The sequence below is a fragment of the Halorubrum halophilum genome (assembly GCF_000739595.1).
Taxonomy (GTDB): domain Archaea; phylum Halobacteriota; class Halobacteria; order Halobacteriales; family Haloferacaceae; genus Halorubrum; species Halorubrum halophilum.
The window spans coordinates 1-21,643 of the sequence record NZ_BBJP01000067.1 but is presented as its reverse complement, the minus strand read 5'-3'; the positions used below and the strand labels follow the sequence as shown (position 1 = coordinate 21,643).

Annotated in this window: 17 protein-coding genes; 7 read left to right on the top strand and 10 right to left on the bottom strand. The window is 54.9% G+C overall.

Annotation, left to right across the window (positions count from 1 at the left end; all coding sequences use genetic code 11):
* Positions 1-21 precede the first annotated feature (21 nt).
* Together ACP96_RS15335 and ACP96_RS20070 are read left to right on the top strand one after the other, a co-directional pair.
* A complete protein-coding gene (locus ACP96_RS15335; protein WP_050033985.1) occupies positions 22-2,241 on the top strand; it encodes an AAA domain-containing protein in 2,220 nt (739 codons plus the stop codon).
* 208 nt (positions 2,242-2,449) lie between these two features.
* On the top strand, positions 2,450-2,617 hold the full coding sequence (locus ACP96_RS20070; RefSeq protein ID WP_321163740.1) for a DUF7837 family putative zinc-binding protein: 168 nt from the start codon (positions 2,450-2,452) through the stop codon (positions 2,615-2,617).
* A gap of 35 nt (positions 2,618-2,652) precedes the next feature.
* On the opposite strand, the gene ACP96_RS18205 is transcribed toward ACP96_RS20070, so the two are convergent.
* Positions 2,653-2,934 carry a helix-turn-helix transcriptional regulator gene (locus tag ACP96_RS18205; protein WP_082222592.1) on the bottom strand — a complete coding sequence of 94 codons (282 nt, stop codon included), beginning with the start codon at positions 2,932-2,934 and terminating at the stop codon, positions 2,653-2,655.
* A gap of 249 nt (positions 2,935-3,183) precedes the next feature.
* Here ACP96_RS18205 and ACP96_RS15325 point away from each other — a divergent pair, with 249 nt between their 5' ends.
* Positions 3,184-3,576, top strand: a complete 393-nt coding sequence (locus ACP96_RS15325; protein ID WP_050033983.1) for a hypothetical protein — start codon at positions 3,184-3,186, stop codon at positions 3,574-3,576.
* On the top strand, positions 3,573-4,460 hold the full coding sequence (locus tag ACP96_RS15320) for an SDR family NAD(P)-dependent oxidoreductase (RefSeq protein WP_050033982.1): 888 nt from the start codon (positions 3,573-3,575) through the stop codon (positions 4,458-4,460). Before ACP96_RS15325 ends, ACP96_RS15320 begins: the two co-directional genes overlap by 4 nt.
* 226 nt (positions 4,461-4,686) lie before the next feature.
* Here ACP96_RS15320 and ACP96_RS15315 read toward each other — a convergent pair whose 3' ends face one another.
* From ACP96_RS15315 to ACP96_RS15310, 3 genes are all read right to left on the bottom strand, one after another.
* Positions 4,687-5,034 carry a TRAM domain-containing protein gene (locus ACP96_RS15315; protein ID WP_050033988.1) on the bottom strand — a complete coding sequence of 116 codons (348 nt, stop codon included), beginning with the start codon at positions 5,032-5,034 and terminating at the stop codon, positions 4,687-4,689.
* Positions 5,035-5,153: 119 nt separating this feature from the next.
* Positions 5,154-5,306 (bottom strand): DUF7837 family putative zinc-binding protein, encoded by a 153-nt coding sequence (locus tag ACP96_RS19380; RefSeq protein ID WP_202593976.1) that lies wholly within the window; start codon positions 5,304-5,306, stop codon positions 5,154-5,156.
* A gap of 22 nt (positions 5,307-5,328) precedes the next feature.
* On the bottom strand, positions 5,329-6,627 hold the full coding sequence (locus ACP96_RS15310; protein WP_050033981.1) for an RNA-guided endonuclease InsQ/TnpB family protein: 1,299 nt from the start codon (positions 6,625-6,627) through the stop codon (positions 5,329-5,331).
* Between the two features lie 382 nt (positions 6,628-7,009).
* Between ACP96_RS15310 and ACP96_RS15305 the strand changes: the two genes are divergently transcribed.
* Positions 7,010-7,894 (top strand): hypothetical protein, encoded by an 885-nt coding sequence (locus tag ACP96_RS15305; protein ID WP_050033980.1) that lies wholly within the window; start codon positions 7,010-7,012, stop codon positions 7,892-7,894.
* Position 7,895: 1 nt separating this feature from the next.
* Here ACP96_RS15305 and ACP96_RS15300 read toward each other — a convergent pair whose 3' ends face one another.
* From ACP96_RS15300 to ACP96_RS15290, 3 genes are all read right to left on the bottom strand, one after another.
* Positions 7,896-8,195: a DUF3006 family protein gene (locus ACP96_RS15300; protein ID WP_050033979.1), complete on the bottom strand. Its 300-nt coding sequence runs from the start codon at positions 8,193-8,195 to the stop codon at positions 7,896-7,898.
* Entirely contained in the window at positions 8,192-9,622 is a 1,431-nt protein-coding gene (locus ACP96_RS15295; RefSeq protein ID WP_050033978.1) for a lamin tail domain-containing protein, read from the bottom strand. The genes ACP96_RS15300 and ACP96_RS15295 overlap by 4 nt, the downstream gene beginning before the upstream one ends.
* A gap of 987 nt (positions 9,623-10,609) precedes the next feature.
* The gene (locus ACP96_RS15290; RefSeq protein WP_050033977.1) at positions 10,610-11,539 is read right to left on the bottom strand and encodes a hypothetical protein; all 930 of its coding nucleotides are present in this window, start codon (positions 11,537-11,539) and stop codon (positions 10,610-10,612) included.
* A gap of 164 nt (positions 11,540-11,703) precedes the next feature.
* On the opposite strand from ACP96_RS15290, the gene ACP96_RS15285 reads away from it, so the two are divergent.
* Positions 11,704-12,951, top strand: coding sequence for an RNA-guided endonuclease InsQ/TnpB family protein (locus ACP96_RS15285; protein WP_050033976.1), 1,248 nt, complete (start codon positions 11,704-11,706; stop codon positions 12,949-12,951).
* A gap of 229 nt (positions 12,952-13,180) precedes the next feature.
* The gene (locus ACP96_RS15280; RefSeq protein WP_050033975.1) at positions 13,181-13,855 is read left to right on the top strand and encodes a helix-turn-helix domain-containing protein; all 675 of its coding nucleotides are present in this window, start codon (positions 13,181-13,183) and stop codon (positions 13,853-13,855) included.
* Positions 13,856-13,969: 114 nt separating this feature from the next.
* On the opposite strand, the gene ACP96_RS15275 is transcribed toward ACP96_RS15280, so the two are convergent.
* The 3 genes from ACP96_RS15275 to ACP96_RS18860 form a co-directional block, all read right to left on the bottom strand.
* A complete protein-coding gene (locus tag ACP96_RS15275) occupies positions 13,970-16,819 on the bottom strand; it encodes a UvrD-helicase domain-containing protein (protein WP_050033974.1) in 2,850 nt (949 codons plus the stop codon).
* Positions 16,816-19,401, bottom strand: a complete 2,586-nt coding sequence (locus ACP96_RS15270) for a PD-(D/E)XK nuclease family protein (RefSeq protein WP_050033973.1) — start codon at positions 19,399-19,401, stop codon at positions 16,816-16,818. The genes ACP96_RS15275 and ACP96_RS15270 overlap by 4 nt, the downstream gene beginning before the upstream one ends.
* A 168-nt stretch (positions 19,402-19,569) precedes the next feature.
* Positions 19,570-21,351: a hypothetical protein gene (locus tag ACP96_RS18860; protein ID WP_154020498.1), complete on the bottom strand. Its 1,782-nt coding sequence runs from the start codon at positions 21,349-21,351 to the stop codon at positions 19,570-19,572.
* Positions 21,352-21,643: the final 292 nt, after the last annotated feature.

Here is a 21,643-nt window from a genome sequence, read left to right as displayed (position 1 = left end):
AGCAATAATACATGTTCCATAATGTCTCTGCTGTTTGAGTATGCCGTCGATCAGTTCTCGTTTACTGACGCTATCCTCCATACTGCCTCCGAAACGACGCTTTCTGAGACAGATGACCATATTCCCGTCCGCCCTATCGCCACATTTGCGAGCCATCACGATGAACTCGCTCACCCCGACCGAGAGTGGACCTGTATCCCGCTACATGAGCTCGATACCGCGACGCCAACCGATGAGTTCGTTGCCTACACCGACCACGAGGTGCGTGGCGAGATCTTCCTTGTCGAGCAAGACGGTGATGTGAAACCAATTGCTGCCGACGAGTTTGGCGGAACACAACTTGCAAATCGCATTCGATTCTGGCATTCGGATTATCTCCCAGAGACGTACCCACCAGGGTATGATGCCCCAATTGATGACCACGAAGATCCGACGCACCCAGTCGAAGACGCCGACTTACTCACAGAGTTCCAGAACTATGTTGCCAATGAGCGTGCGGCGACACGAGCAAGAAACGAGACCCGAGCTCGCAATCTCTCAGCACGGGCGCTATACGAACGTGGCGAGTCTGCCATCCCCCAGTTGACGTGTCGTGGCGAAGAAAATGGTGAGTACCGCTTTCGAGTCGATCTTGATCCACGTCTACAAGACCGTCGCGATGACGATTGGGCCTACTTCGTCGAGAGCGAGTTCGGCATCTACCAAGGCAACGAGGTCTTGATTCATGCCGACGCTGACGGCGCACCTGGCTCCTTCCCAGTCGCTGCTGAGGTCGAACGCATCCGTGGGTTGAATATCTGGCTCGCGCTTGAATGGGAGACTGTTGATAATACGGGAACAGTCAGCGCGTATCTGGAGGGTGACCATACGATCGGGTGTTCCGAACGGCTCAATCCAGTTCCCTTTGATCGCGAGCGCACCGCCATCGAGTCCTTACAGGATGATTCCTTCCACGAGGTGCTTGTCGGCGATCGCCCGCTTACGTTCTCGAATGAGGCTGCCGCAGTGAGCGAATCGTTTGATGAGGATCTCAATCAAGAGCAGCAGCTTGCTGTCGAGTATGCCCTTCTCGCCGATGAGCTCTTCTGTATTCACGGTCCGCCGGGAACGGGGAAAACGAGGACGCTCGTCGAAATCATCCGTCGGGCCGTCGACGCCGGCGAGGATGTGCTTGTTTGTACAGACTCGAACCAGGCGTTAGACAACCTTGTCGCCGGCAACTCGACACAGGGTGATCCCGATGCTGGGTCACTCCACGCCTACGGACAGTACGGAACCGGCGAGTTCACTCTTGATCGCGTCAATGCCGAGCGGTCGACGCATGATATCCTCCGAGAGAACTACCGGGATGTTGCTGAGCGAGCGCAGGTTGTCGCTGCGACCAACAGCAGTGCAGCCACGCTCGCCCGTGAGTTTGACCTCCTCGTCCTCGATGAAGCGACGCAGTCGACCTGTACCGCGTCGTGTATTCCGCTTGCCCGCGTCGATCGAGCTGTTCTCGCGGGTGACCACCAGCAACTCCCTCCGTTCACGGCGACAGAAGATCCACCCGATTCGGGGTATGGGCTCTCACTGTTTGAACACCTCTACGCTGACGGCGGCGTCTACGAAGGGATTGGCCTCCAACTGAAGACCCAATATCGGATGCACCCCGACATTGCCTACTTTTCCAACCGGGAGTTCTACGACGACTCGCTCCGAACCGGCCGAGTCGTCACCCCACTTGATGACACACCAGCGATCGAAGGGTACAATATCGGTGGTTCGGTTGACGTCGTCGACCATTCTCGGGCTAACAAAGCTGAGGCACGTCTTGTCGTCCACCTTGTCCAGACCATTCTCGAAGATGTTCCGGCGGAAGAAATCGGAGTCATCACACCGTATGCTGCTCATTCTCGACTACTCCGTGACCTCCTCCAAGATCATGTCGACCACGCGACCGCAATCACTGTCGACACTATCGATTCCTTCCAAGGGAGCGAGAAGACTGCAGTCGTTATCTCGCTTGTTCGGAGTAACGCCGACGGTGACATCGGCTTTCTCGGCCGATCCAACGACGGACCGCGCCGGCTCAATGTTGCTCTCACTCGGGCCAAGCGGTACTGTGCCGTCGTTGGTGATTTTCACACCCTTCGATACGACACCGATGGGAAGTGTACGGAACTCTACCGCGACTTCAGGGATCACTTCGAATCGACCGGCCGCCTGAACGATGTCGACCCAGCGTTCCTCGGGGTGTAGCTGCGTCGTCGCTGCCCTACTTGGGTGGGGTCTGATAACGCTGCCAATGTTTCCGGGAGACATTCGTGGGTGACAGAATCCCTACTCTGGAGAGTTGTTTCGTTTATCTCGCTCAGTTAATAGACCACGTGAGTGTCTGACAAAGAGTTAGATGACTGCCAGTCGTAGTGGCACATAGCGAGTCGAGAAATACGCGTCACGTGAACTCATGACCACAAACAATTCCGTGCTGGGTAGTTGTCCGCAGTGTGGCCATGAGATTAGTGAGACGTGGGTGATGATCGAATACGAGACTACCGAGGGTGAGGCGGGAGTCTGGGCAGAGTGTCCCAACTGCGAAACGATCGTAGATCCGATACACGACAAGCCAAAATGAAGCGGCGAAGCTAGACTGTTCTCGATCGCGAGGGTTCAGCCGTCGTGGTTGATATACTCGGCTTCCCATTCAGCTCGCGCCTCGATTTCTCTGGTGCCTCGACGAGTGGTTGTGTACTCGTTAGTTCGCCGATCGCGCTGACTTTTCTCGACAAGTCCTTTCTCAACGAGTGTGTCGAGATTCGGATAGAGGCGACCGTGGTGGATCTCTTTTTCGTAGTAGTCTTCGAGTTCGTCTTTGATTGCGAGCCCATGTGGATCATCGAGGCCGGCAATTACGTACAGCAAGTCGCGCTGAAAGCCTGTGAGATCATACATACCCTCTCTTACGTATTCGGGTTTTGAAATACTATTGATTTTCGAGATGATATTCTGATGACTATTTTACAGCCATCATCGAACATACTGGAGTAGTAGCTCAGGGGACCACGACATCTGAATTAACCAACACCCACTCTTGTTCCCCCAATTCTGTTGGTTAAGATCATTCACCGGCCGCTATGATAATGTGAGACATCTATCCCGCCGACACCGAATCTTAACCTACCCCAGACCGAATGAATACGTATGCTACGGCAGTTCCTCGGTGCGCTCGGCGTTCTCACGGCGCTCATTCCAGACTGGATCGTGGACGTATTCGAGGCGATTGCGGTTGAGAACCCTGAAGAAAACACCGTCCATTCGTGGTTTAGTCCCCTGATTCGGGTGGAAGGAGTCGTCATTACGCTCGCGGCGCTTCGTGACGGTCGCCTATACGCGTGGCTAATGAATGTCACCGGTATCTTTGGTGCCGTCTTGCTTTTCGTCCCGCGACTGTACGAGCAAATCGCGGGGGCGCTCGTGTACGAGAACCCGGAATCGGTGGAGTGGAACGAGCATCTCACCGACGGTGTCCGCGTGATCGGCGCTGTGTACGTGCTCCTCGCGCTTTTGGACCGTCGACGTCGAAACAGGGCATGACCAACGATCTCTCCGCCCACACAATCCTTCTCACCGGCGGAACAAGCGGGTTCGGGCGGGTGGCAGCGGTCAACCTCGCAAAACGGGGTGCGACCGTCGCAGTCGTCGGCCGCGACGAGTCGAAGGGGGTAACCCTCACAGAACAGTCCGAAGACCTTGCCGGAACCATCGCGTTCCATCAGGCTGATCTCGCCTCCCAATCCACCATCCGGTCTCTCGCAACAACCGTGAAACGCGAGTACGATCGGATCGACGTCCTCGCTCACAATGCTGGACTCTCGGCTGGAACACGTCGTGAGAGTCCGGACGGAATCGAAATCACGCTCGCAGTGAACCACTTGGCTCCCTACCTCTTGACGTACGAATTGTTCGATCACCTCCGTGACGCACCCGATCCGCGTGTTGTCATTACCGCCTCAGACATCCATCGGCGGGCGACACTCGATCTGGACGACCTCCAGCTGACGGACGGGTACGATTCACTCGAAGCCTACGCCCGTTCGAAGCTGGCGAACATCGCGTTCACGGTCGAACTTGATGACCGGCTCCCAGATGACTCTGCGGTCACGGTCAACTGCGTTCATCCGGGGTTCGTTCCGTCGACAAACCTGTTTCGTGAGGCATCGCTCCGAACGCGGCTACTTGTTCGGATCGCCGGGCTAGTTCCGGGTGTCGCCACCTCGAAGCAGGCGGCCGCCGAACGCCTCCAAACGCTTCTGCTGGAGCCGACGTATGGCTCTGTGAGTGGGCAATATATTGGCAGCGATGGCCCCACAGATCCCGCACCCGAGGCGACGAACCAAGTAGTTCGACGGCGGCTCTGGGAAATGAGTGCCGAGCTGGTCGGCATTACACCCGACTGGCCAACGCCTCGCACCAATTAAGAACTGCTCACCATAGACATTGATGTCGATCACGGTATCTCCGTCATTGTTCCAAATTGTCGACACGGAACACCAGTACAACTCTGTAGTTGTACTCATACCTCTTCCTGTGTGAAGTGTCCTATTTCGTCGATAGCAAGCTCAAACCCCACGGAACAACATAAGTGAATCTCCTGTATCGCTCACCCGGACCACGTCCTCAGACGAAGAGAATGGACGCTGTAAACTACTCGTAGTAGCTAACGCGGTCGACAACTTCCGCGAAGGCGACATTCTCCCGGACATCGGTGATCTCGATAGTGACACGCTCGCTCTGTTTGGTATCGGGAACAATAACGACGAACCCGCGCTCAACTCGGGTGATGCCGTCGCCTTGGTCACCAATGTCTTCGATCTCGACTGTGCGTTGTTCTCCTTTCTCAACAGGGGGCGTCTGTGACGCTTGCTCGGGCTGTGGATCGGCGCCAGTAGTGGTGGACTCGCTGGTCGTGGGTGACGGCAACACAGCGATACGGTACGTTTCGTCCGCCTCTAGGTTCCCCAGCAGGAGCTCTTGTTCCGGTATCTCAATCATATATGACCCGTTACGCTCTTCGACTTTCCCTGAGAACAGACACTGAAGTTGATCTGAAATATCCATTTTTAGACCGTACACCGCATACGCGGCGAATCACACATTACTCTGCTGTCTCTCTACTCCGGGGCTACAACGTCCTCACAAGCCGGACACTCGGCCCACACCCCCTCGGTGCCGTCTTCTTTCTCGTACTCAACAAGAATCCACGCTTCCGAGATGTCCTCACCACATTCCGGGCACCGACCGAGGGACGATTCGTCAGCGTTCATGCGAAGGGGTGGAAGGAGCGTGTCAGTAACCCACGACTGAAGTCGTGGGCTTGTCAGTGGACTCCCCTTCTGCCGTCGAATCGACGGTGGCGGTGAATCCGCCATTCAGGGTCAGCGTCCCTGACTTCAGCGCATACTGACAGGGTGCGCCTCCATCCGAAGACTTCTGCTCCGAATGGAGTCGTTTGAGGAGTTTCCGAGCGATGTTCTTGCTCGCGTTGTAGTCCGCGTTCAGTTCGTACTCGCACTTCTGGCACGTGAACTGGTGTTTCGACCCCCGATTCGTCTCGTGTGTAAAGCCACACTTCGAACACCGCTGGCTCGTGTACGCCGGGCTCACCTGCTCGACCTCGACACCGAGCAGCTCGGCTTTGTACTCGACGTACTCGTACAAGCGTCGGAACGCCCACGCGTGGAATCGCTTCGCACCAGCCATCCGATCACGGATATCGGTCAAGTTCTCGAACGCGACGTGCGTACATCCGTGATCGCGAGCTTCGTCGAGAATCTGGTTCGAAGCACGGTGGAGTTCGTCCTGTATCCAGCGGTGTTCGCGATCGTCCATCGACTGGATCGACAGGTGTGCCGACCGTGTCCCTGTCTGCTGCATCGATCCACGCGTCTTCTCGAACTCGCGGCGTCGATGGTTGATCTCGTCGGCGTTCCCGATGAACGCACCGGTCGACGTCACGGCGAGCGAGCCGTCCACGTTCAGGTCAACGCCAAGGACTGTTCTGTGCTCGGCGTTAGAAGCAGTCGTGGACTGCTCATGCTTGTCTGTGGTGCGGCGCATTCGCGCGTGGAGATAGAACGCCTCGCTAGAGCGGTCGTACTGGAGCGTGGACATCCGGAACTCGTACTCCTCGTTCAGCAGGTACTCGCCGATCGGTGTCTCCTCAGGATCGTCAGGAAGTACGTACTCACACTCGACGCGCCCATTCACCGTTGAAAGGGAGACGTGGTCGCGGTGGAACGTTGCGCTGCGCTTGTCGTAAACGACGCTCCATGCGTCGAACTGTGGTTGGCTGGTTGTTTCGCCCTTTTTGAGTCGGGCGACACCGCTTTTCGTGGCCTCGATAGCACGTCGAATCCCCTTCTGAACGACGTTCGCTGTCAGCGCTGTTTCGTCCCGAAGCCGGTCGTAAAGCGCGTTCTCGGCTTGTTGTTTCGACGTGACGCAGTGCTCGTCCGGGTGTCGCCACGCCCACGCTGCGGTCGTGTTCGCACAGTAGAGAAACTGGTCTTTTGTCTGATGGAGGTCGTCGTACCGCCCGTCTGGCACGTCGAGTTTGACTTTGACGGTACGGATCATATCCTCCATCTGTATTTCACATGTAGAACAGTTTATTTATATATTCTGCGGCTGGTGCCGGGGAGTCAGGCTGCTATCGCTCGCTGTATGTTTCGGGGGTGTCGGATTCCTCCCACGTCTGAAGTCGGGGCTTCCTCCTTGACCCTCTGTGACAGTATTCCTTCCAAATGAATTTCACCCGGCTTGAACCTAAGCCTTTGGCGGCTTTGCGGGCCAAACACACTAGGTTTCCGGTGGATGTAGGCTACTAGTCCGATTAACCAACATGCGCCCTTTCTCTACTTTGTTGGTTAAGATTGTGCTCGATCGCCACCCAACTTCCAAAGATTCGAACTCCCCACGAGTGGACCGATCTGTCCCTTTTTGTTTGCTCCTAGACAACCCAGCGTGAATGTCTCGACGACAGGGAGCCCTAACCTCAACCGACGCGATGGAGATTGCCCTACTCTCTGGGGTTGCTGGTGTTCTCATCGTTGTTCATTTCTTCCTCCCCGAACCACTCCGCTCGCAGTTCCTGTTCACGTACGGCGAGCCCACTGTTGTCTCGGCCTGGACTGCGGCGATCCTCCACGATAGCGTTTCACATCTCGCGTCTAGCGTAGCGTGGTACGCGATCGTGATAGCATCAGCGTACGCACTCACCACGACTTGGAGGCGTCGACGTCCGTTTTGGTTCGCTGTAGTCGGGTGTCTCGTGTTCGTGCCGCCGATGACAAAACTCGTGGATTACTGGCTGTTGAAGCTTCAGTGGAATCTTGTTGCGGACGCGACGACGGCACGCGGATTTTCCGGGGTCGTGAGTGCGTTCGGTGGATTGCTGTACGTCTCACTGGCCCGCACAGCGACCGCCATGTATGGCTATGCCGCCGGCGTCGCGACGACGGGAACAATTGTCCTCGGAGCGCTCTCCGCGCTCGCAATAACGTCTGCTGTGCTGTCTCCGTCTGTAGCTGTCGTCCTTTGTACGATTGCAGCCTTCGCGATCGGAATCCGGATTGTCAGAAACAGGCCAAAAATTCCGACGTGGCGGGCATGGGCCTGGTCACAGCGTGATGGACTCCTGCCTATCGTAGTTGGCTGTGTAGTAGTGGTCGTACTCCTTTCGCAGCTATTCCAAGTCCAACTGGATGAAACGGGGCGATTTGTCAGCGTGATCGCTCATGGAACAGGGTTTGCGACCGGCATGATCGTTACTGTACTCGGGCTCATCGCGGAGTACGTCGGCCAGCGATCGACTGAGAAACCGGGCAACCACCTCGGGACATCACCTGAGTGATCTACGACTCATCCTCCGAAGGCGGGCGTTTTGAGAGCTGATCAAATCGGTTCTGTGCTGCCTCTGATCGCTTTGTGGTTCGCTCGGGTTCATACTGCGCTGTATCCAGATCGCCGTCGACGACGGTGACTGTGAGAATCGCATCGGCGTGGTTCCCGTCCTCAGGGAGCCGATCAGCTTCCAAGATAGCATTCCCCACCTCCTCGCCGTCTCGTTCGAAAAACACGGTAGCGAACCCATCTTCGATCGAGTCCACAACGGCTGTGTATTCTCCCTTGTCCAGATCAACTAAATCGGTCATGAATATGTCTCCTCTAGGACGCGCTCCCCGTTAGGAGTACTGACGATCACGGTATCCCCGTCGTTGTTCCAAATCGGTGAGCCAGAACCCCAGTACAACTCAGTAGTTGTACTTGTTCCACTTCCTGTGTGTAGTGTCACTGTTTCACCGGCAGCAAGCTCGAACCCCTCGGGAACAGTATAACTCTGACCTGCTTCGTCTTCGATCGTCCAGCCAGACAGATCCAGCGTCTCGTTACCGGTGTTCTCGAAGACAACGTATTCGTCGTTCAGATTATCACGGTCATCACCAGCCGCATCCGCATGGATATCGGCGACTGTCAGGGCGGCTTCAGCTGTCGTCTCATCTGTCTCGCTGTCCGTGTCATCGGGAGTGTCGTTGCTACCAGTGTCGATACTGGTTGTCCCATCGCTCTCAATGCGGGCACGGTCATTAACAGCGTCAGGCACTCCAACGTCGATCGGATCGCCCTCACGGAGCGTACTCGGATCAGTCGGGGCGTCTCGCTGGGTTTGGACAGTAACGTTCTGTCCGTCGCTAGTTAAGACGATGTTGCCGTGCGTGGCGGTCCAATACGCTGGGTGTGAACGCTCAGCGAGTCGTTCGAGGACCTCCTCGTGGGGATGTCCGTATTGGGAATCATACGCGCTCGAGATTACGACTGCTTGCGGATCGACCGCATCAAGAAACGCTCCACTTGACGAGCTCGCAGAGCCGTGGTGGCCGGCTTTCAGAATTGTCGACTCCAGCTCTGACCCGTATTCGTCGACGAGATATGCTTCCTGATCGTCCTCGGCATCGCCTGAGAGCAGGAAGCTCGTTTCGCCGTGGGTGAGCTTGAGGACAATGCTGTTCTCGTTGCGATCTTCGTTTTCGAGGTACGGGTCCGGTGGGCCGAGGACATCGACGTCGACATCGCCAAAGTCGATCGTGTCGCCTTCGCGTGTTTCGTACAGTGTCACGTCGTGTGCTTCGATCGCGTCGAGATACTCGGCGTAGGTTTGTGTGCTTGACGCGATACCGGGGTCGTACACCGCCCCGATCCCGTCGGCCTCCGTTTCGTAGTACTCGATGATAGCAGCGTTTCCACCGATGTGATCCGCGTCACTATGCGATGTTACGAGGTGGTCGATCCGGGAAATATCGTGACGTTGGAGATACGCCAGGACGTGCTCGCCGTCGTCGTTATAGTGGCCCGTATCGACGAGCATCGTGTCGCCGTTTGGGCTCGTGATGAGCGTGCTGACCGATTGGCCGACGTTGATGTAGTGGACCTCAACGCTCCCGTTGGTTGTGACGGTTGGCGAACCGTTGGCTGGTTCCGGATCAGCAGGAGCTGGGTCACCAGATATCCCGCCGGTACATCCGGCGAGGACGACCATCCCGGCGATGATAAGAAGAGTAGTGAGTTTTCGTGGCGATTCCATGGTCACAGTCGACGCTGGTGGGGTGTAAAGCTACGCGACTCTCTCGATGAGGTTGTATTTCACACTAACTCACAGATCCTCGACAGAATATTTGAGAGAATTTGTCCGGGAGATATTCTCGAAACAGATCAAAGATGGGTAAGGGTGGGGGAGGGGGTCTATGAATAATGGAACGGGCTGAGAAGGTACCCCCCTCTCGGCAGATGCGACTCAGATAACGCGGACGATTCCACGGGAGAGACGCCACAACCATAGAACTCGGAAGAAGACCGACTTAGATCTCACGGTGATGTGGTTCTGTCACACACTAATCGTGTTGTTGGCTATACAACCCGATTATAACTCATCACGGATACTGTTCGCGTGTATTCTATAAAAAACCTTGGTTTTAAAGATAGATTTTTGAATATGAGTGTTTGAGAGCCTCTCGTGTCTAATATCGTGGTTTGGCGGAGTCTAACGGGACGATTCCGCGACCCCCCCACCCCCACCTTTCGGCCGCTTCCATTATTCATAGACCCCCCCACACCCCCTCCTATACCAAAACTGGATTCCGGAACAGGGTCTAGTCTGGAAGAACCGAGAAATAGACAATTATATGAAATACAGTCAGGCTGGCTTCAAGCTCGACAAGAAGGGCGGTCAAACTGTGCTGTCACTCTCGAAACTCGCGGACATCCCGATTCGGATTCACCGCCCACCCGGACAGGTTCGAGGCCGATCTCACGGACAAGCCCTTCTCTCAACGAGCGAAGTCGAGAGACTGAGAGAAGTAGGGTGGGGTAGTTGACAACTAGGAGTGGGACACTCCGAAGGAACGTCTGTGGAGACTGCACTCCCTACGGACACAGTTATGTCTACAGGCGGAGCAGGCCGAGTGCCTCGGGGCTTGACCCCGAGGCGGTCCACAAAGAGCGTCGTGAAAGCAGGAAGCCTATCCCTCAAGGAGCGAACAGCCCCAACCGTGAGCGAGTAGGAGAGGGTAGTTCACAGGGTGGATTTGGTCGGCGATTTTTGGTTGTAGGTCTGGGCGAAGTGCTCTTTTTGGTCCCAGAGGGACTGGAGCGTTTCGAGTTGGTCGATACCGTTCACGCAGTACGCATCGTCCTCGCGACTGCGCTTGAGAAAGTCCTGACCGATTTGGAGTGAGTAGTTCTCGGGATTGTCGTACGGCGCGTTCACGATCTGGATGTCGGTGATGTCCGATTCATGGAAGAACGACAGCACACGGAAGGCAGTCTCTCGCGTGTCGAAGAGCCAGCGAACGTATTCGTACTGGCCGCGAACCCGCATCAACTTCTCGGCGGTCTCGACGAGATCGTCGTCGCTAGTGATGACTTCCCAGCTGGTCCACTTGTCAGCAGTGGCGACATCCGGCCGAGCGTGTCTGCGATCGCCTGAGTACACCTCAATATTCTCCCACGGGTGATCGTTGAAGTATCCTGTTGCGTAGCTTTCGTGTCCACCAGCAAAGTGACAGAGCTCCACGCCCGTCCGGTGCGTCAGCATCTCGTCCAAGTACCCGACGAGCCCGCCGCCAGAGCGGATGATTCCTTCGTACTTCTCGATAAACTCCTCGCGGAAGAAATCACCAATCGCCGCCTGACCTTGGCGCGTCGGAGCCCACTTCACGGGCTTGGACAGGATCCACTCGGGGTCCTCACTCCCGCAAACCCAGCCGAGAAATTCTAACTCATGGAACGCGTCCGCGTAGCGGTAGTCCCAAAAATTGTCGCCACATTCGATTAGTGTCTGAAGCTTCGGCGGCTGTGAGGTCGCGATCGAGAGCAACTGCCCATCCCGATGGAACTCAGCGCCGTTGTACCACTCGCCAATCGCGTACAGCAGATCCAGCGCTGGCTGGGAAACCGCCCCGTCGTCAATTTGCCTTGGTCCCCTGTTCGGTGTGGTGAGCATAGAAAAGCCGACTCAGTTATCTTCGAGGTGGAGCCCCCGACCTCAAGGAGCGAACGGAGTGAGCGAGTAGGTCGGGGAGGAAACCGACATGGTACGACACAACCGCCACACTGCAACCGACCGACTCCCATGTTTATAAGTACCGTCGGGTACTCTCTGAAACTATGGGTGTGCGTCGAACTGCCGTCGTGAAACTCGTCGTTTCCGACGAGCAACGCGATGCACTCCACCGAACCGCCGAGCAATACCTGTACTGCGCGAACCGAACCGCCGACTACTGTTGGTCCGACACCTCCTACGCCGAGTGTAAGACCAACAAGCGAGAGGTTCGTGACGCGCTCTACGCCGACCTTCGAGAGGAGACAGACCTACAGGCCCAACTTGTTCAAGCCGCTATCAAACGCGCTGTCGAAGCCGTCAAAGCGTGTGTCAAACGGTGGAAGAAGGGACAGCGTGTCTCTCAACCGACGTTTACCGCCGAAACGATCGACTACGACACGCGGAGCGCGACCTTCTACCGCAACAAGGTGTCGCTGGCAACTGTTGAGGGCCGAGTCGAACCGTCGTTCGTTCTCCCGGCAGATAGTCCGACACCCTACGAGCGGTACGTACTCTCCGAGAACTACGAATTCCGTGAGAGTACGCTTCGGTACGACGCGACCACTGATGAGTTCTACCTCAACATTTCGACGCGGCGGATACACAGTGACGATGAGGTTTCGGAAGATACCGGGCACTCCGACCAAACAGTCCTCGGTATCGACCTCGGCGTCAACAGCCTCGCTGTGTCCTCAACTGGCACTTTTTGGCAGGGGGACGACTACGACCACTGGTGTCGTGAGTTCGAGAAGCGACGTGGCGAGATGCAACGGCGCGGCACGCAGGCCGCACACAAGGCCCTGCTTCGCCTCGGAAAGCGTGAAGAAGCCTGGCGCAAACAGTACATCCACACAATCGCCAACGAACTCGTCTCAGAAGCCGTTGAACACGACTGCGACGTAATCGCGTTCGAGGACTTGAGCGACATTCGAGAGCGGCTTCCATACGCGAAGTGGCACCACGTCTGGGCGTTCCGACGCCTGTTTGAATACGTCTCCTACAAAGCCCCTGAACAGGGGGTCTCCGTAGAGCAGGTCGAGCCGACCCACACATCCCAACGCTGTTCTCGGATGGACTGTGGGTTTACGCACGACGGGAACCGCCACGGCGAACACTTCGAGTGCCAGAAATGCGGGTACGAGGTGAACGCGGATTACAACGCGGCAAAGAATATTGGCGTGCGGTACGCTCGGAAGCGACAACACAAACTCCGTTCCTCGCCCAAGTCGGGGAGCGGAGACGCACCAGTAGACGTGCGTGTGAATGGTGGGACGCTGAACGGTGAGAGTTACCAGCCTCTTGCTGGCGACTGATTGCCAGGAGTCCACATCAAAGCCCTACCCTCAAGGACCGAGGCGCACAGCGCCGAGGGAGTAGGGTAGGGTAGTTTACAGTTCTGGTAAAAGCGTACCGGCGGGGTGGTGACTTCAGTTATCTTTGTTTTTCAGGGCTCAAGACTACCTTCGAGACGGATGGAGGGATCGTCATTATCACCAGCCGAGTGAGATTTTTGTCTGTTACCGTATTATCGGTAACTACCAGATGTACGAAGTGCTCGACGACACGGCGGCGCAGATTATCCTCGCCATCGAGAGTGGTGACTCCATCCGCCGTGTCGCCCAACACCTCCACACACCGTACGAGACGGTGAGACAGGCCGTCAATCGGCTGGAAGACGCAGGCTACGTCTCCTATGACGACGGCCTCACTGTCGTCGACGAGCGCGTACGCGACGCAGCCCTCGAGCTCGTCGCTGCCAGCGCCGGGGTCAGTCCACCCTCCATCGACGAGACCTATGTCATCCCGCAGTTCGGCGACTGGCCGTTCGCGTTCACGCGGATCGACGCCGTCTACGTGTGGACTCAGGGGGGCTACCAAGTCGGTCGCGAGCCCGACGACTATCCACTATTCCTCGCTGTTCGTGAGCAGGAAGTTGACGCCTGGGAGGCGTTTTTCGAGCGGTTCGGCCTCTCGACCGCATTTGACCGACAGCCCCGAGACGAGTTGGACGGACCGCTACAGATCGTCCTCGAGCCACGCGCGTCCCTCGATATCGAGCACGTCGAAGGGTACCCAGTGATCCCGAGAACAGAGACAATCGAGTATATGCGCGAGAACTACGTCCAGTTCCAGTCGGGGCTGGCGATGCTCGACCGGATGTACGAGGACATCGACCTCGGCGTCACGTACCGGGAGACGGAACGGGCCCAAAGGTAGGCTTCAACAGTAGAAGTGACGCGCTCATCGAATCGCTCGAGTAATTCCTTAAGAGGGCCACGAGTCCGTTCTTGTCGGTAGCTACGCTTTCTCAGCGTTCAAGAGTGGAAGGAGTCACGCACGGTGTGTTCGGACCAGGTCTTTGAGTTCCGATTTGCTGAGATGGTTGACCCTGCGACGGTCAGCACCATCGGTGTAGAAGATCGAAGCAGAGACCGACCGATCTGGATATTGGTCGGCGACGACGTGGTAGTAAATACTGAGCTGTTTCTCGTACTCGTCTTCGGCGTGGGTAGTGAGGTCAGTTTTGTAGTCGATGATATCAACCTGGTCAGGCGTAATATGGAGCAAGTCGACGACCCCACCGATCGTCACCTCCTTGTCATCGACAGTAAGCGGAAGGAACGCGTCAATCTCGGCGATTTTCTTACCATCAAGTGAATCTAAGAATTCCTTCACATTCTCCTTATCAGGGTCGCCGCCGGTGTCGACACCCTCATCAAGCACATATCGCTCTGCGAACTCGTGGACCTCCGACCCAAATTCCATTCCTCGACCACCGGTGTCCCCTTCGAAAACGGCATCGTCGATGAACGTATGCGGGGAATAGCTTGCTGGCCCATCTGGATCTGGAATGTCAACCGTAAATGGTGAAGACTCGTCATCTACTGCGCTGAAGGACGACAGATCTGGATCGACTGTTTCGATATTAACGGGGAGTTCGTCGAGGAACACATTTGGATTCTCACCGCCGGTTAGAATGACGTGGCTCTCAGCACGCGTAATAGCCACGTAGAGCAGTCGGCGTTCCTCATCGTAGTTCTGGGAGAGACACTTATTGAGAACGTCTGTCTGCCAGTTGTCGTAGACGTGTGGGACATCGTGAGCCTCCGCAGAGTACACCTTTCGCTGTCGGAGTCCGATTGGGTCTGTGTACGCGATATCGCTCCCGCTGCCACCGGTTGATGGGAACTTGTTCGTGTTCATATTCGCGAGGATGACAATCGGATATTCGAGCCCTTTCGTTGCGTGGATGGTCTGAACAGTCACCGCATTCGTTCCCGCACCAGCGTCGACCTCATGGGTGCTGCCGTCTTCGATCGCGGCTTCGATAAACTGGATGAGCTCTCCACGAGTGAACGTTGTCGTCCCGTGGACCGACTGAATAGTGTCAAGGACAACGTCCGCGGTTGGACCACTCCGGTCGTACCGATCGAACACGCGACGGGCGACACCCCCGAATGTCTCCATCTCCCGAAGGTTTTCACGGAAGGTAACCATCGCTTCAGGGTACGCCCCGCGATCGGTGATCGCTTTCACCTCGTCGATTGTGTATCCGGCCTCTTCTAAGACGAGTGCCCAACCACGGTCGGCGTCACGTTCGAGGATGCGGAGCCACGCTAACAGCAATTTCGCAGCATCGGTTCGGAAGACCTCGATCCCTCCCTCGTAGGCCATCGGCAGGTTGTATTCGCTTGCCGTGTCGAGTATGTCCCGTCCGAAATCGCGGGTTCGGGTCAATACGGCGATATCACCGTACGTCGGCGCGCGGTACTCGCCATCGTCACCCTCAACGGCGTAGTCATCATTGTCGACGATGTCGTCGATTTTCGCGAGAATCGCCTCGTGTTCATCCTCACTCGTGAGCGCCTCGATACGGCTCTCGTCATGGTCTGTGTCCGCCTTCAACCGTGTGACCGCCTCGGAGATTGCCTCAACATCGAGTAACTCACTGTTCGTCGCACGAGCCGTCAGCGCCTGTGTCGAGAACCTTAGGATAGATTGGGTCGACCGGTAGTTCCGTGTCAGTTGTTTGCTGGCAACCATCGTCGTCGGGAATGTGACGCGATCTGCGTCCCGATTCAGCTCTTCGGCGAACTGGTCGAGTCGCTCGTCGAACTCTCGGATGTTGTCGACGTCGGCGTATTGGAAGCTGTAGATGCTTTGCTTCCAGTCACCGACCACACAGATATTCTCTGTGCCGGCCAGAAGAAGCATGAGTTTGAACTGGATCTCACTGGAGTCCTGAAACTCGTCGACCATCACATACTCGTAGCCCAGTCGCTCTCGAAGATCGTGGTCTTCACACAGAAGGACGAACGCAAACAGCTGAAGGAACCCGAAGTTCAGGTAGTTCCGTCGAAGCGCAAACTCAAGGTAGGCGTGATACACATCGTGGACGAACTGCTTGAGTGCTGTTCGATCGTCCTCGAAAACGCGTCCAGCGACATCCGCTGGAATCTGTTTGCCGTTCCCGCGAAGCTCCCATCTCTCAGGTGCCTCTGGGAGGTAGGTCTTCTCTTTCCCATATTTGCTGAGCTTCGACCGGAGCTTCGACTGCTTGCTGCCGCCGTTTCGAGGTTGATTTATATCGGCGAACAGCGTCTCAAACGCCGCAAAGTCACCGTCAAGGTGTGATTCACCGTCGCGGTACCAGCCGGTTTCGGTGGGAAAGACACCCTTCGCAGAAAGCTCTTTGATGAGATCGAGCAGTTCTTTCGTTTCTGAGATCGCTGTGAAGAACTCGTTGTACTCAGGGTGCGAGTCGATGAACTGGCCGATGAACTCTCGAAACAGCGCCTGTTCGATGATATCGTCTTCGATGATCCGCGTCGAGCCGGTAATCGTCTCCTCCACGCCGAGATATGTCGGAGCATCATGGCCGTGCTCATCGAGGATATCGTGTGCCAACGAGTGGAACGTCTGGATCGGGGCGTTCGAGAGCTCCCGCATTCCGTACTCGCTGTTCCGCACGATCCGTTCTCGCATCTCCTCAGCTGCGTTGTTCGTGAATGTGACCAACAGGACATCAGACGGATCGATCCCGTCCTGATCGACGATGTTCGCATACCGCCGGGTGACAGTAAAGGTCTTCCCGGTGCCAGCACCAGCGTCGACGAGGTACAGGCCGTCGGTTGACTCAATGAGGTCGCGTTGCTCCGGGTTTGGCGTAACGTCGCTCATTGTTCACCCTCCAAGAGCAAATCACGATTATCCACCCGCCGGTAATTCGGCTCGCCGGCAAGCCCCTCGATGGGGAACGGCTCGTCACCCGTACGACGTCGGTTGAGCTCTGTCAGTCGCTCCTCAACAAACGACTCAAACGCATCCAGGTCAGGTTTAAAGAACGCACCTTTCTGTTGGCGGGCGATTTCCCGCATAACCTGTTTGCTCCCCGTCTTTACGTACTTGTACTCTCCAATCTCTGCCTCGAATCGTTCAATCATCGTCCGGCCGAACTCTGACTCGATGAGTTCGTCGCTGTCAGTTGTCTCAACGAGTGGTGCGGCATCGAAGAGAGCAGCGTACGTCTGATAGTCGATCTTCGAGAGAATCTTCTGGCACTTGTTCGCCCCCTCCTCACGAAGGTACTCGAAGAACTCCTCTGTTCGGACGTGATCTGTGAGAGATCCGGGATAGTATGTCACTGTCGTCAGCGCGTCGTCGATATCGATGTCACCGGCGACGGCGTCGTCGACGAGTTCAGTGACGTAAAAGAACGTGAACGAGAGCTGTTGAGCGGGCGTTTGTGAGCGCCAGTAGGTGAGATATAGCAATGCTTGGAAATCCGGTTCGTCGGATGGTTCGTCAATCGCGGCGTCTTGGACAATTGAATTGGCGTCGTTCTCACTCCCGCTTTTGTAATCCAGCAGCTCGGTTTGCGACTGGACAAGGTCGATCATTCCGTTGATACCAAGATCCTCATCAACAAACCGGCGTTCAGTTACCGGCGACTCGATATCGCACCCGAAGTAGTCGGCAATAGCGTTCTCAGTACTGCTGGAGGGCGTGAGGAACGCTCCGTCTTTCGGGGGGTTGTCGTCGAGGTACGAGACGATTGTTTCGAGGCTAACACGGTACTCAGTGCGGCGAGTCTGTTCATCAACGGAGCGGATCAGCGGACGGACTTCATCAAGCATGAGGTCAACGACTTCTGTCAGCGCCGCGTCGTCGACGACCGCAGGATGGGTGACGTAGAACTCCGCAAAGTCATGGAACAGGTTGCCTTCAGTGAGATACTCTTTCTCTGGGCCGTCGACGATCCGGCTGAAGTAGTAATCTCGCGGTGAGTTCACGTAGGTGTTGAGACTCGACTTACTGATCGTCTCGACTGGTTCAGGAGACACGTCAACTGACTCTGTGTTGAATACAGCCCCATCATGTGGTTCAGATCGGAGTTGATGGGTGGTAGACGGGAGTTCTGAGAAACGATCGTACTCTTGCTCGAGGAGTTCTTCGAAGTACAGACACGGGGTAACCGGCGATCCGCCGGTCGCATCCTGAACGAGATAGTGTTGCTGGCTCCCGCTCTGTAACAGCAACTGGAAGCTCTTGAGATTCCGCGTGAACTGAGCATCCTGATCAACCCACGGACGACGCGGTGCCGAGTGAGTCCACCGATCATCGAGACCCAGGTAGAAGACGACCTCACGGCCGACGTATGATGCCGACTTCGCGTCGGCGAGCAGGACGCCTTCATTGTCTCGGTCGACAGGTACCTCATACGTCTGAAGATAGAACGACAACTCGTCGAGGCGCGCTTCCGTAACGATCTCGTCGGCGATCCCAAGCTCTTCTAGCTCCGTTCGAAAGGCATCAAGTGTGTCGTCGGCACGGTGTTCGAACGCCGAGAGCGCGTCTGAAAACGTGTGCTCCTGGATCTCGTGACAGAAGTCGATCAGCCACGAAAGGTCATCATTATCAAGTTCGTGGAGGCGCTTGTCTGCCTCACGGTCGGCCACATCACAGTCGAAGGCCGTCAGCAGCGACCGAATCTCGCTGATCCGAGTGTCAGTTCCACGGTGGGCAGTCCGGAGGAAATGAAGGAACAAGCGGTGTTCGCTGCGATCAGTAAAGCCCGGTCCGCCGAAGAATGGGATGTCGGCTGCCTCGAGTGCGGACTCAATGAGCGGTGAGTACTCGCTTTCCTGATCGAGAACGATCCCGACGTTTTCGGCGTTTGTCTCGGTGACCGCATTCACCACTGTTTCGATGATCGCTGTTGGTGAATCATGAATGCGAAACGGCGGCAGCTCAAACTCTGTGTCGGCAAAGAGACTGACCGTATCGTACTCAGTAGGCAGATACGCCCGTTCGAGTTGTGTAAGCATCTTCGGCTCGACGACGACCACATCGAGATCTGAATCGATAGTGTCGGTTGTGAGCTTCATCGAGGCCGTCTCAAGGTCACCGATTCGCTCAACAGCTCGTTCGGTAGCCTCGTCGATGTAGGCGTCGTACTCGAAGATAGCCTCGTGGGATCCTTGGTGTTCCCAACACTGGAGGATATTCCCGACTGCGTAGGCGCACCGTTTCCACGAAATATCTTCATTTGCGATCATGCCGAGAAACGCGAGGCGGTCCTCGGATTCTTGTCGGCGACCGACCGCAAGGCGACGTGGGGGTATAGCAAACGGACCGAGGTGTGACCGATCAAGCTGGCGGTTGAGGGCACTCGCGAGCGGTCCGTCTGGGGTAATCACTCGGTCGTACGATTTGACTTCGTCGTAGAGTTGACGTGCTGATTTTGCGCGGGGAAATGGCACAACACGTGGAGTCGGCGGTATCGGTTAAATCTTTGTTAGGATACTATATTCTGATTATCAGCGATTCTCAAGAGCTGTTTCTACATCCTCTACCGCCTCAAGTATCTCTTAGCGAAACTGGTGAAATCTTTCTAACGAATCTAACCGATGAGTATAATGAGACTTGAATTAGTGATTGGGCTCTACCTCAACACGAGTCGCACATCCGCAGTAGACTCCCCAGTCACCTTGTTTGATCCAACTATCACAGTCGGTACAGTAGAGTAACTCGTATGCCTTTTTAAATACCTCTCTCTGGTGGGCTAGCTCTTCTCCGGTATAGAATGACGCCTCTGGCTCATTATGGTGGATGTTAGAATTGAGAAATTGGAGGTGACGCTGTCGATCTCGAAGGGTATCGGTGAGGCGATCTTTTTCGGCATCGATCTCACTCTGAGTCCAGTCGGTTCTCTGTGTGATTTGACCATCTTCTAATCGACTTCGGTAGGTGGTAATTGCTTTCCCAAAGATGAATCCTGGATTCAGATCATCTTCGATCAGATCATGATATGGGACTTCTGCTTCTAGGTGCTGACATGATTTTCGCGAAAACCATTCGACTGTCTTTCTGATCCATGCTGCTGCAGCTGGTACATCGTCTTCGTCGATATGATGCTGAATGCGCTCCCAAGGATTACTGATGTCTCCAACCGGGAGAGGGCCTGCTTCTAACGAACACTTAGAGAAACGGACCTGCTTGTTAAAGGATTGCGTTTGGGTAAGATGTCGATCCCACGTTTTATCATGTGTAGTGATCAAAACTTGATATTTGTCTGATATTTCATCCGATAAAAAGGATGCGATGTCAGAACGATGGCCCGAATCAATCGACATTACGACGTCATCCAAAAGCAGAATATCCATCGCTTCACCCCCAACATGGGATATTGCTAGAAACAGGGCTAATCCCATGCTATCACGGTGCCCCTCACTATGGATTGCGTCGGGATCATGTGTGCCCTCTTCGTGGAATGTGGCTTCAAAACGGACACCTGTGTCCGTAGGTTCGATAAGGGCATTGAAATCTTCTGCTTCTGAATCAGAGTGAAGCTGTGAATAGTAATCCTCAAATTTATCACGAATCTCATTAAAAACAGTCTCTAATACCCGCTCACGGGCATCCAGGAAGTTTTGGTAAACCAATTCCGCAACTTCCTTCCGGCGTTTAGCTACTGTATAACTAGTCTCTTTTTTAACTACAGTTTCGTAACGGTCGTCTGCTCGGGATAGGAACTCAATATCTTGTTGTCCGGTAGTAGATTCACTTGAGGCAGACTTTGATTGTAACTTGTTTACAGCTTTAGTTAGTCTGTTAGGAAATAGTTGTGGCATTGAGTACTCCGCACCTTCTGGTGTCTCTGGTACCCCAGACATGGATCCAGTCTGTAAGTCTGACTCCCACTCTTCAATGTCGGAAATGACTTTGTTGAGAGTTGTCGCCTCTTCAGGATGTTCATCGTCGATATCAGCCACAAGCTGCTCTAACAAACTTTGAAACCTCGTGAGAGATGTACTTAGTTCGGACTTTTTTGATGTGATGCTGTCCCGGAGTGATTGAAGACCTTGGATACGTTGATGCCGGTCTTCGAGATGTGACTGTAAGTCATCGTTGTCCCACTCTTTCAAACATAATGGACACTGATTTTCGTATTCCTCAATCAGGTCTTTCCCACGTGAAATGAGGTCAACTGTATCAAGATCACGCTTAGCATGCTCTTGTTCTTCAACGTTTTTTACATCTCTTCGCAAGTCCTTTTCAATATCAAACAGTTCTGAGGAGCGGTGGTGAATCCAATCGTCAATGTCTGCTAGAACTTCCTGGGTACCAGGCTGAAGAAGAGCTGGTGTTGTTACTTTTTCTATAGATAGTCCTTTTGTTAGATCTTCGTCTAGTGAGTCAACCGTGTCCACTTGCTGGTTCTTCCTGTGTTCGTTAACAATCTCAAGCGCTCTCTCTAACGTGGACACTTCACCATCGAATAACTCGAAAAATCTTTTTTCAGCATCTTTACTATCCTCCTTACGTGTAGTAACTATATCTTGGTATTTCTTGTATGTAGTCTTTAGTGCGGTTCGCTTGTCATCGATATCCTGAATTTGAAATAGTTCGTTTAGTTTATCACCACGTTCTCCTTCCGGTATTGAAATGAACTGTAAGAGCCTATCCCTTGTTAAAATCGAAGTATGAGTTTACCCCGAAGTC

What these genes read in the sequence shown, in the direction of transcription:
- ACP96_RS15275 (WP_050033974.1), bottom strand. Translation starts at nt 16,819, where the DNA reads ATGAGCGACGTTACGCCAAACCCGGAGCAACGCGACCTCATTGAGTCA.
- ACP96_RS15320 (WP_050033982.1), top strand. Translation starts at nt 3,573, where the DNA reads ATGACCAACGATCTCTCCGCCCACACAATCCTTCTCACCGGCGGAACA.
- ACP96_RS15300 (WP_050033979.1), bottom strand. Translation starts at nt 8,195, where the DNA reads ATGACCGATTTAGTTGATCTGGACAAGGGAGAATACACAGCCGTTGTG.
- ACP96_RS15280 (WP_050033975.1), top strand. Translation starts at nt 13,181, where the DNA reads ATGTACGAAGTGCTCGACGACACGGCGGCGCAGATTATCCTCGCCATC.
- ACP96_RS15315 (WP_050033988.1), bottom strand. Translation starts at nt 5,034, where the DNA reads ATGATTGAGATACCGGAACAAGAGCTCCTGCTGGGGAACCTAGAGGCG.
- ACP96_RS15335 (WP_050033985.1), top strand. Translation starts at nt 22, where the DNA reads ATGTCTCTGCTGTTTGAGTATGCCGTCGATCAGTTCTCGTTTACTGAC.
- ACP96_RS15295 (WP_050033978.1), bottom strand. Translation starts at nt 9,622, where the DNA reads ATGGAATCGCCACGAAAACTCACTACTCTTCTTATCATCGCCGGGATG.
- ACP96_RS15325 (WP_050033983.1), top strand. Translation starts at nt 3,184, where the DNA reads ATGCTACGGCAGTTCCTCGGTGCGCTCGGCGTTCTCACGGCGCTCATT.
- ACP96_RS20070 (WP_321163740.1), top strand. Translation starts at nt 2,450, where the DNA reads ATGACCACAAACAATTCCGTGCTGGGTAGTTGTCCGCAGTGTGGCCAT.
- ACP96_RS15285 (WP_050033976.1), top strand. Translation starts at nt 11,704, where the DNA reads ATGGGTGTGCGTCGAACTGCCGTCGTGAAACTCGTCGTTTCCGACGAG.
- ACP96_RS15310 (WP_050033981.1), bottom strand. Translation starts at nt 6,627, where the DNA reads ATGGAGGATATGATCCGTACCGTCAAAGTCAAACTCGACGTGCCAGAC.
- ACP96_RS15290 (WP_050033977.1), bottom strand. Translation starts at nt 11,539, where the DNA reads ATGCTCACCACACCGAACAGGGGACCAAGGCAAATTGACGACGGGGCG.
- ACP96_RS19380 (WP_202593976.1), bottom strand. Translation starts at nt 5,306, where the DNA reads ATGAACGCTGACGAATCGTCCCTCGGTCGGTGCCCGGAATGTGGTGAG.
- ACP96_RS18205 (WP_082222592.1), bottom strand. Translation starts at nt 2,934, where the DNA reads ATGTATGATCTCACAGGCTTTCAGCGCGACTTGCTGTACGTAATTGCC.
- ACP96_RS15305 (WP_050033980.1), top strand. Translation starts at nt 7,010, where the DNA reads ATGTCTCGACGACAGGGAGCCCTAACCTCAACCGACGCGATGGAGATT.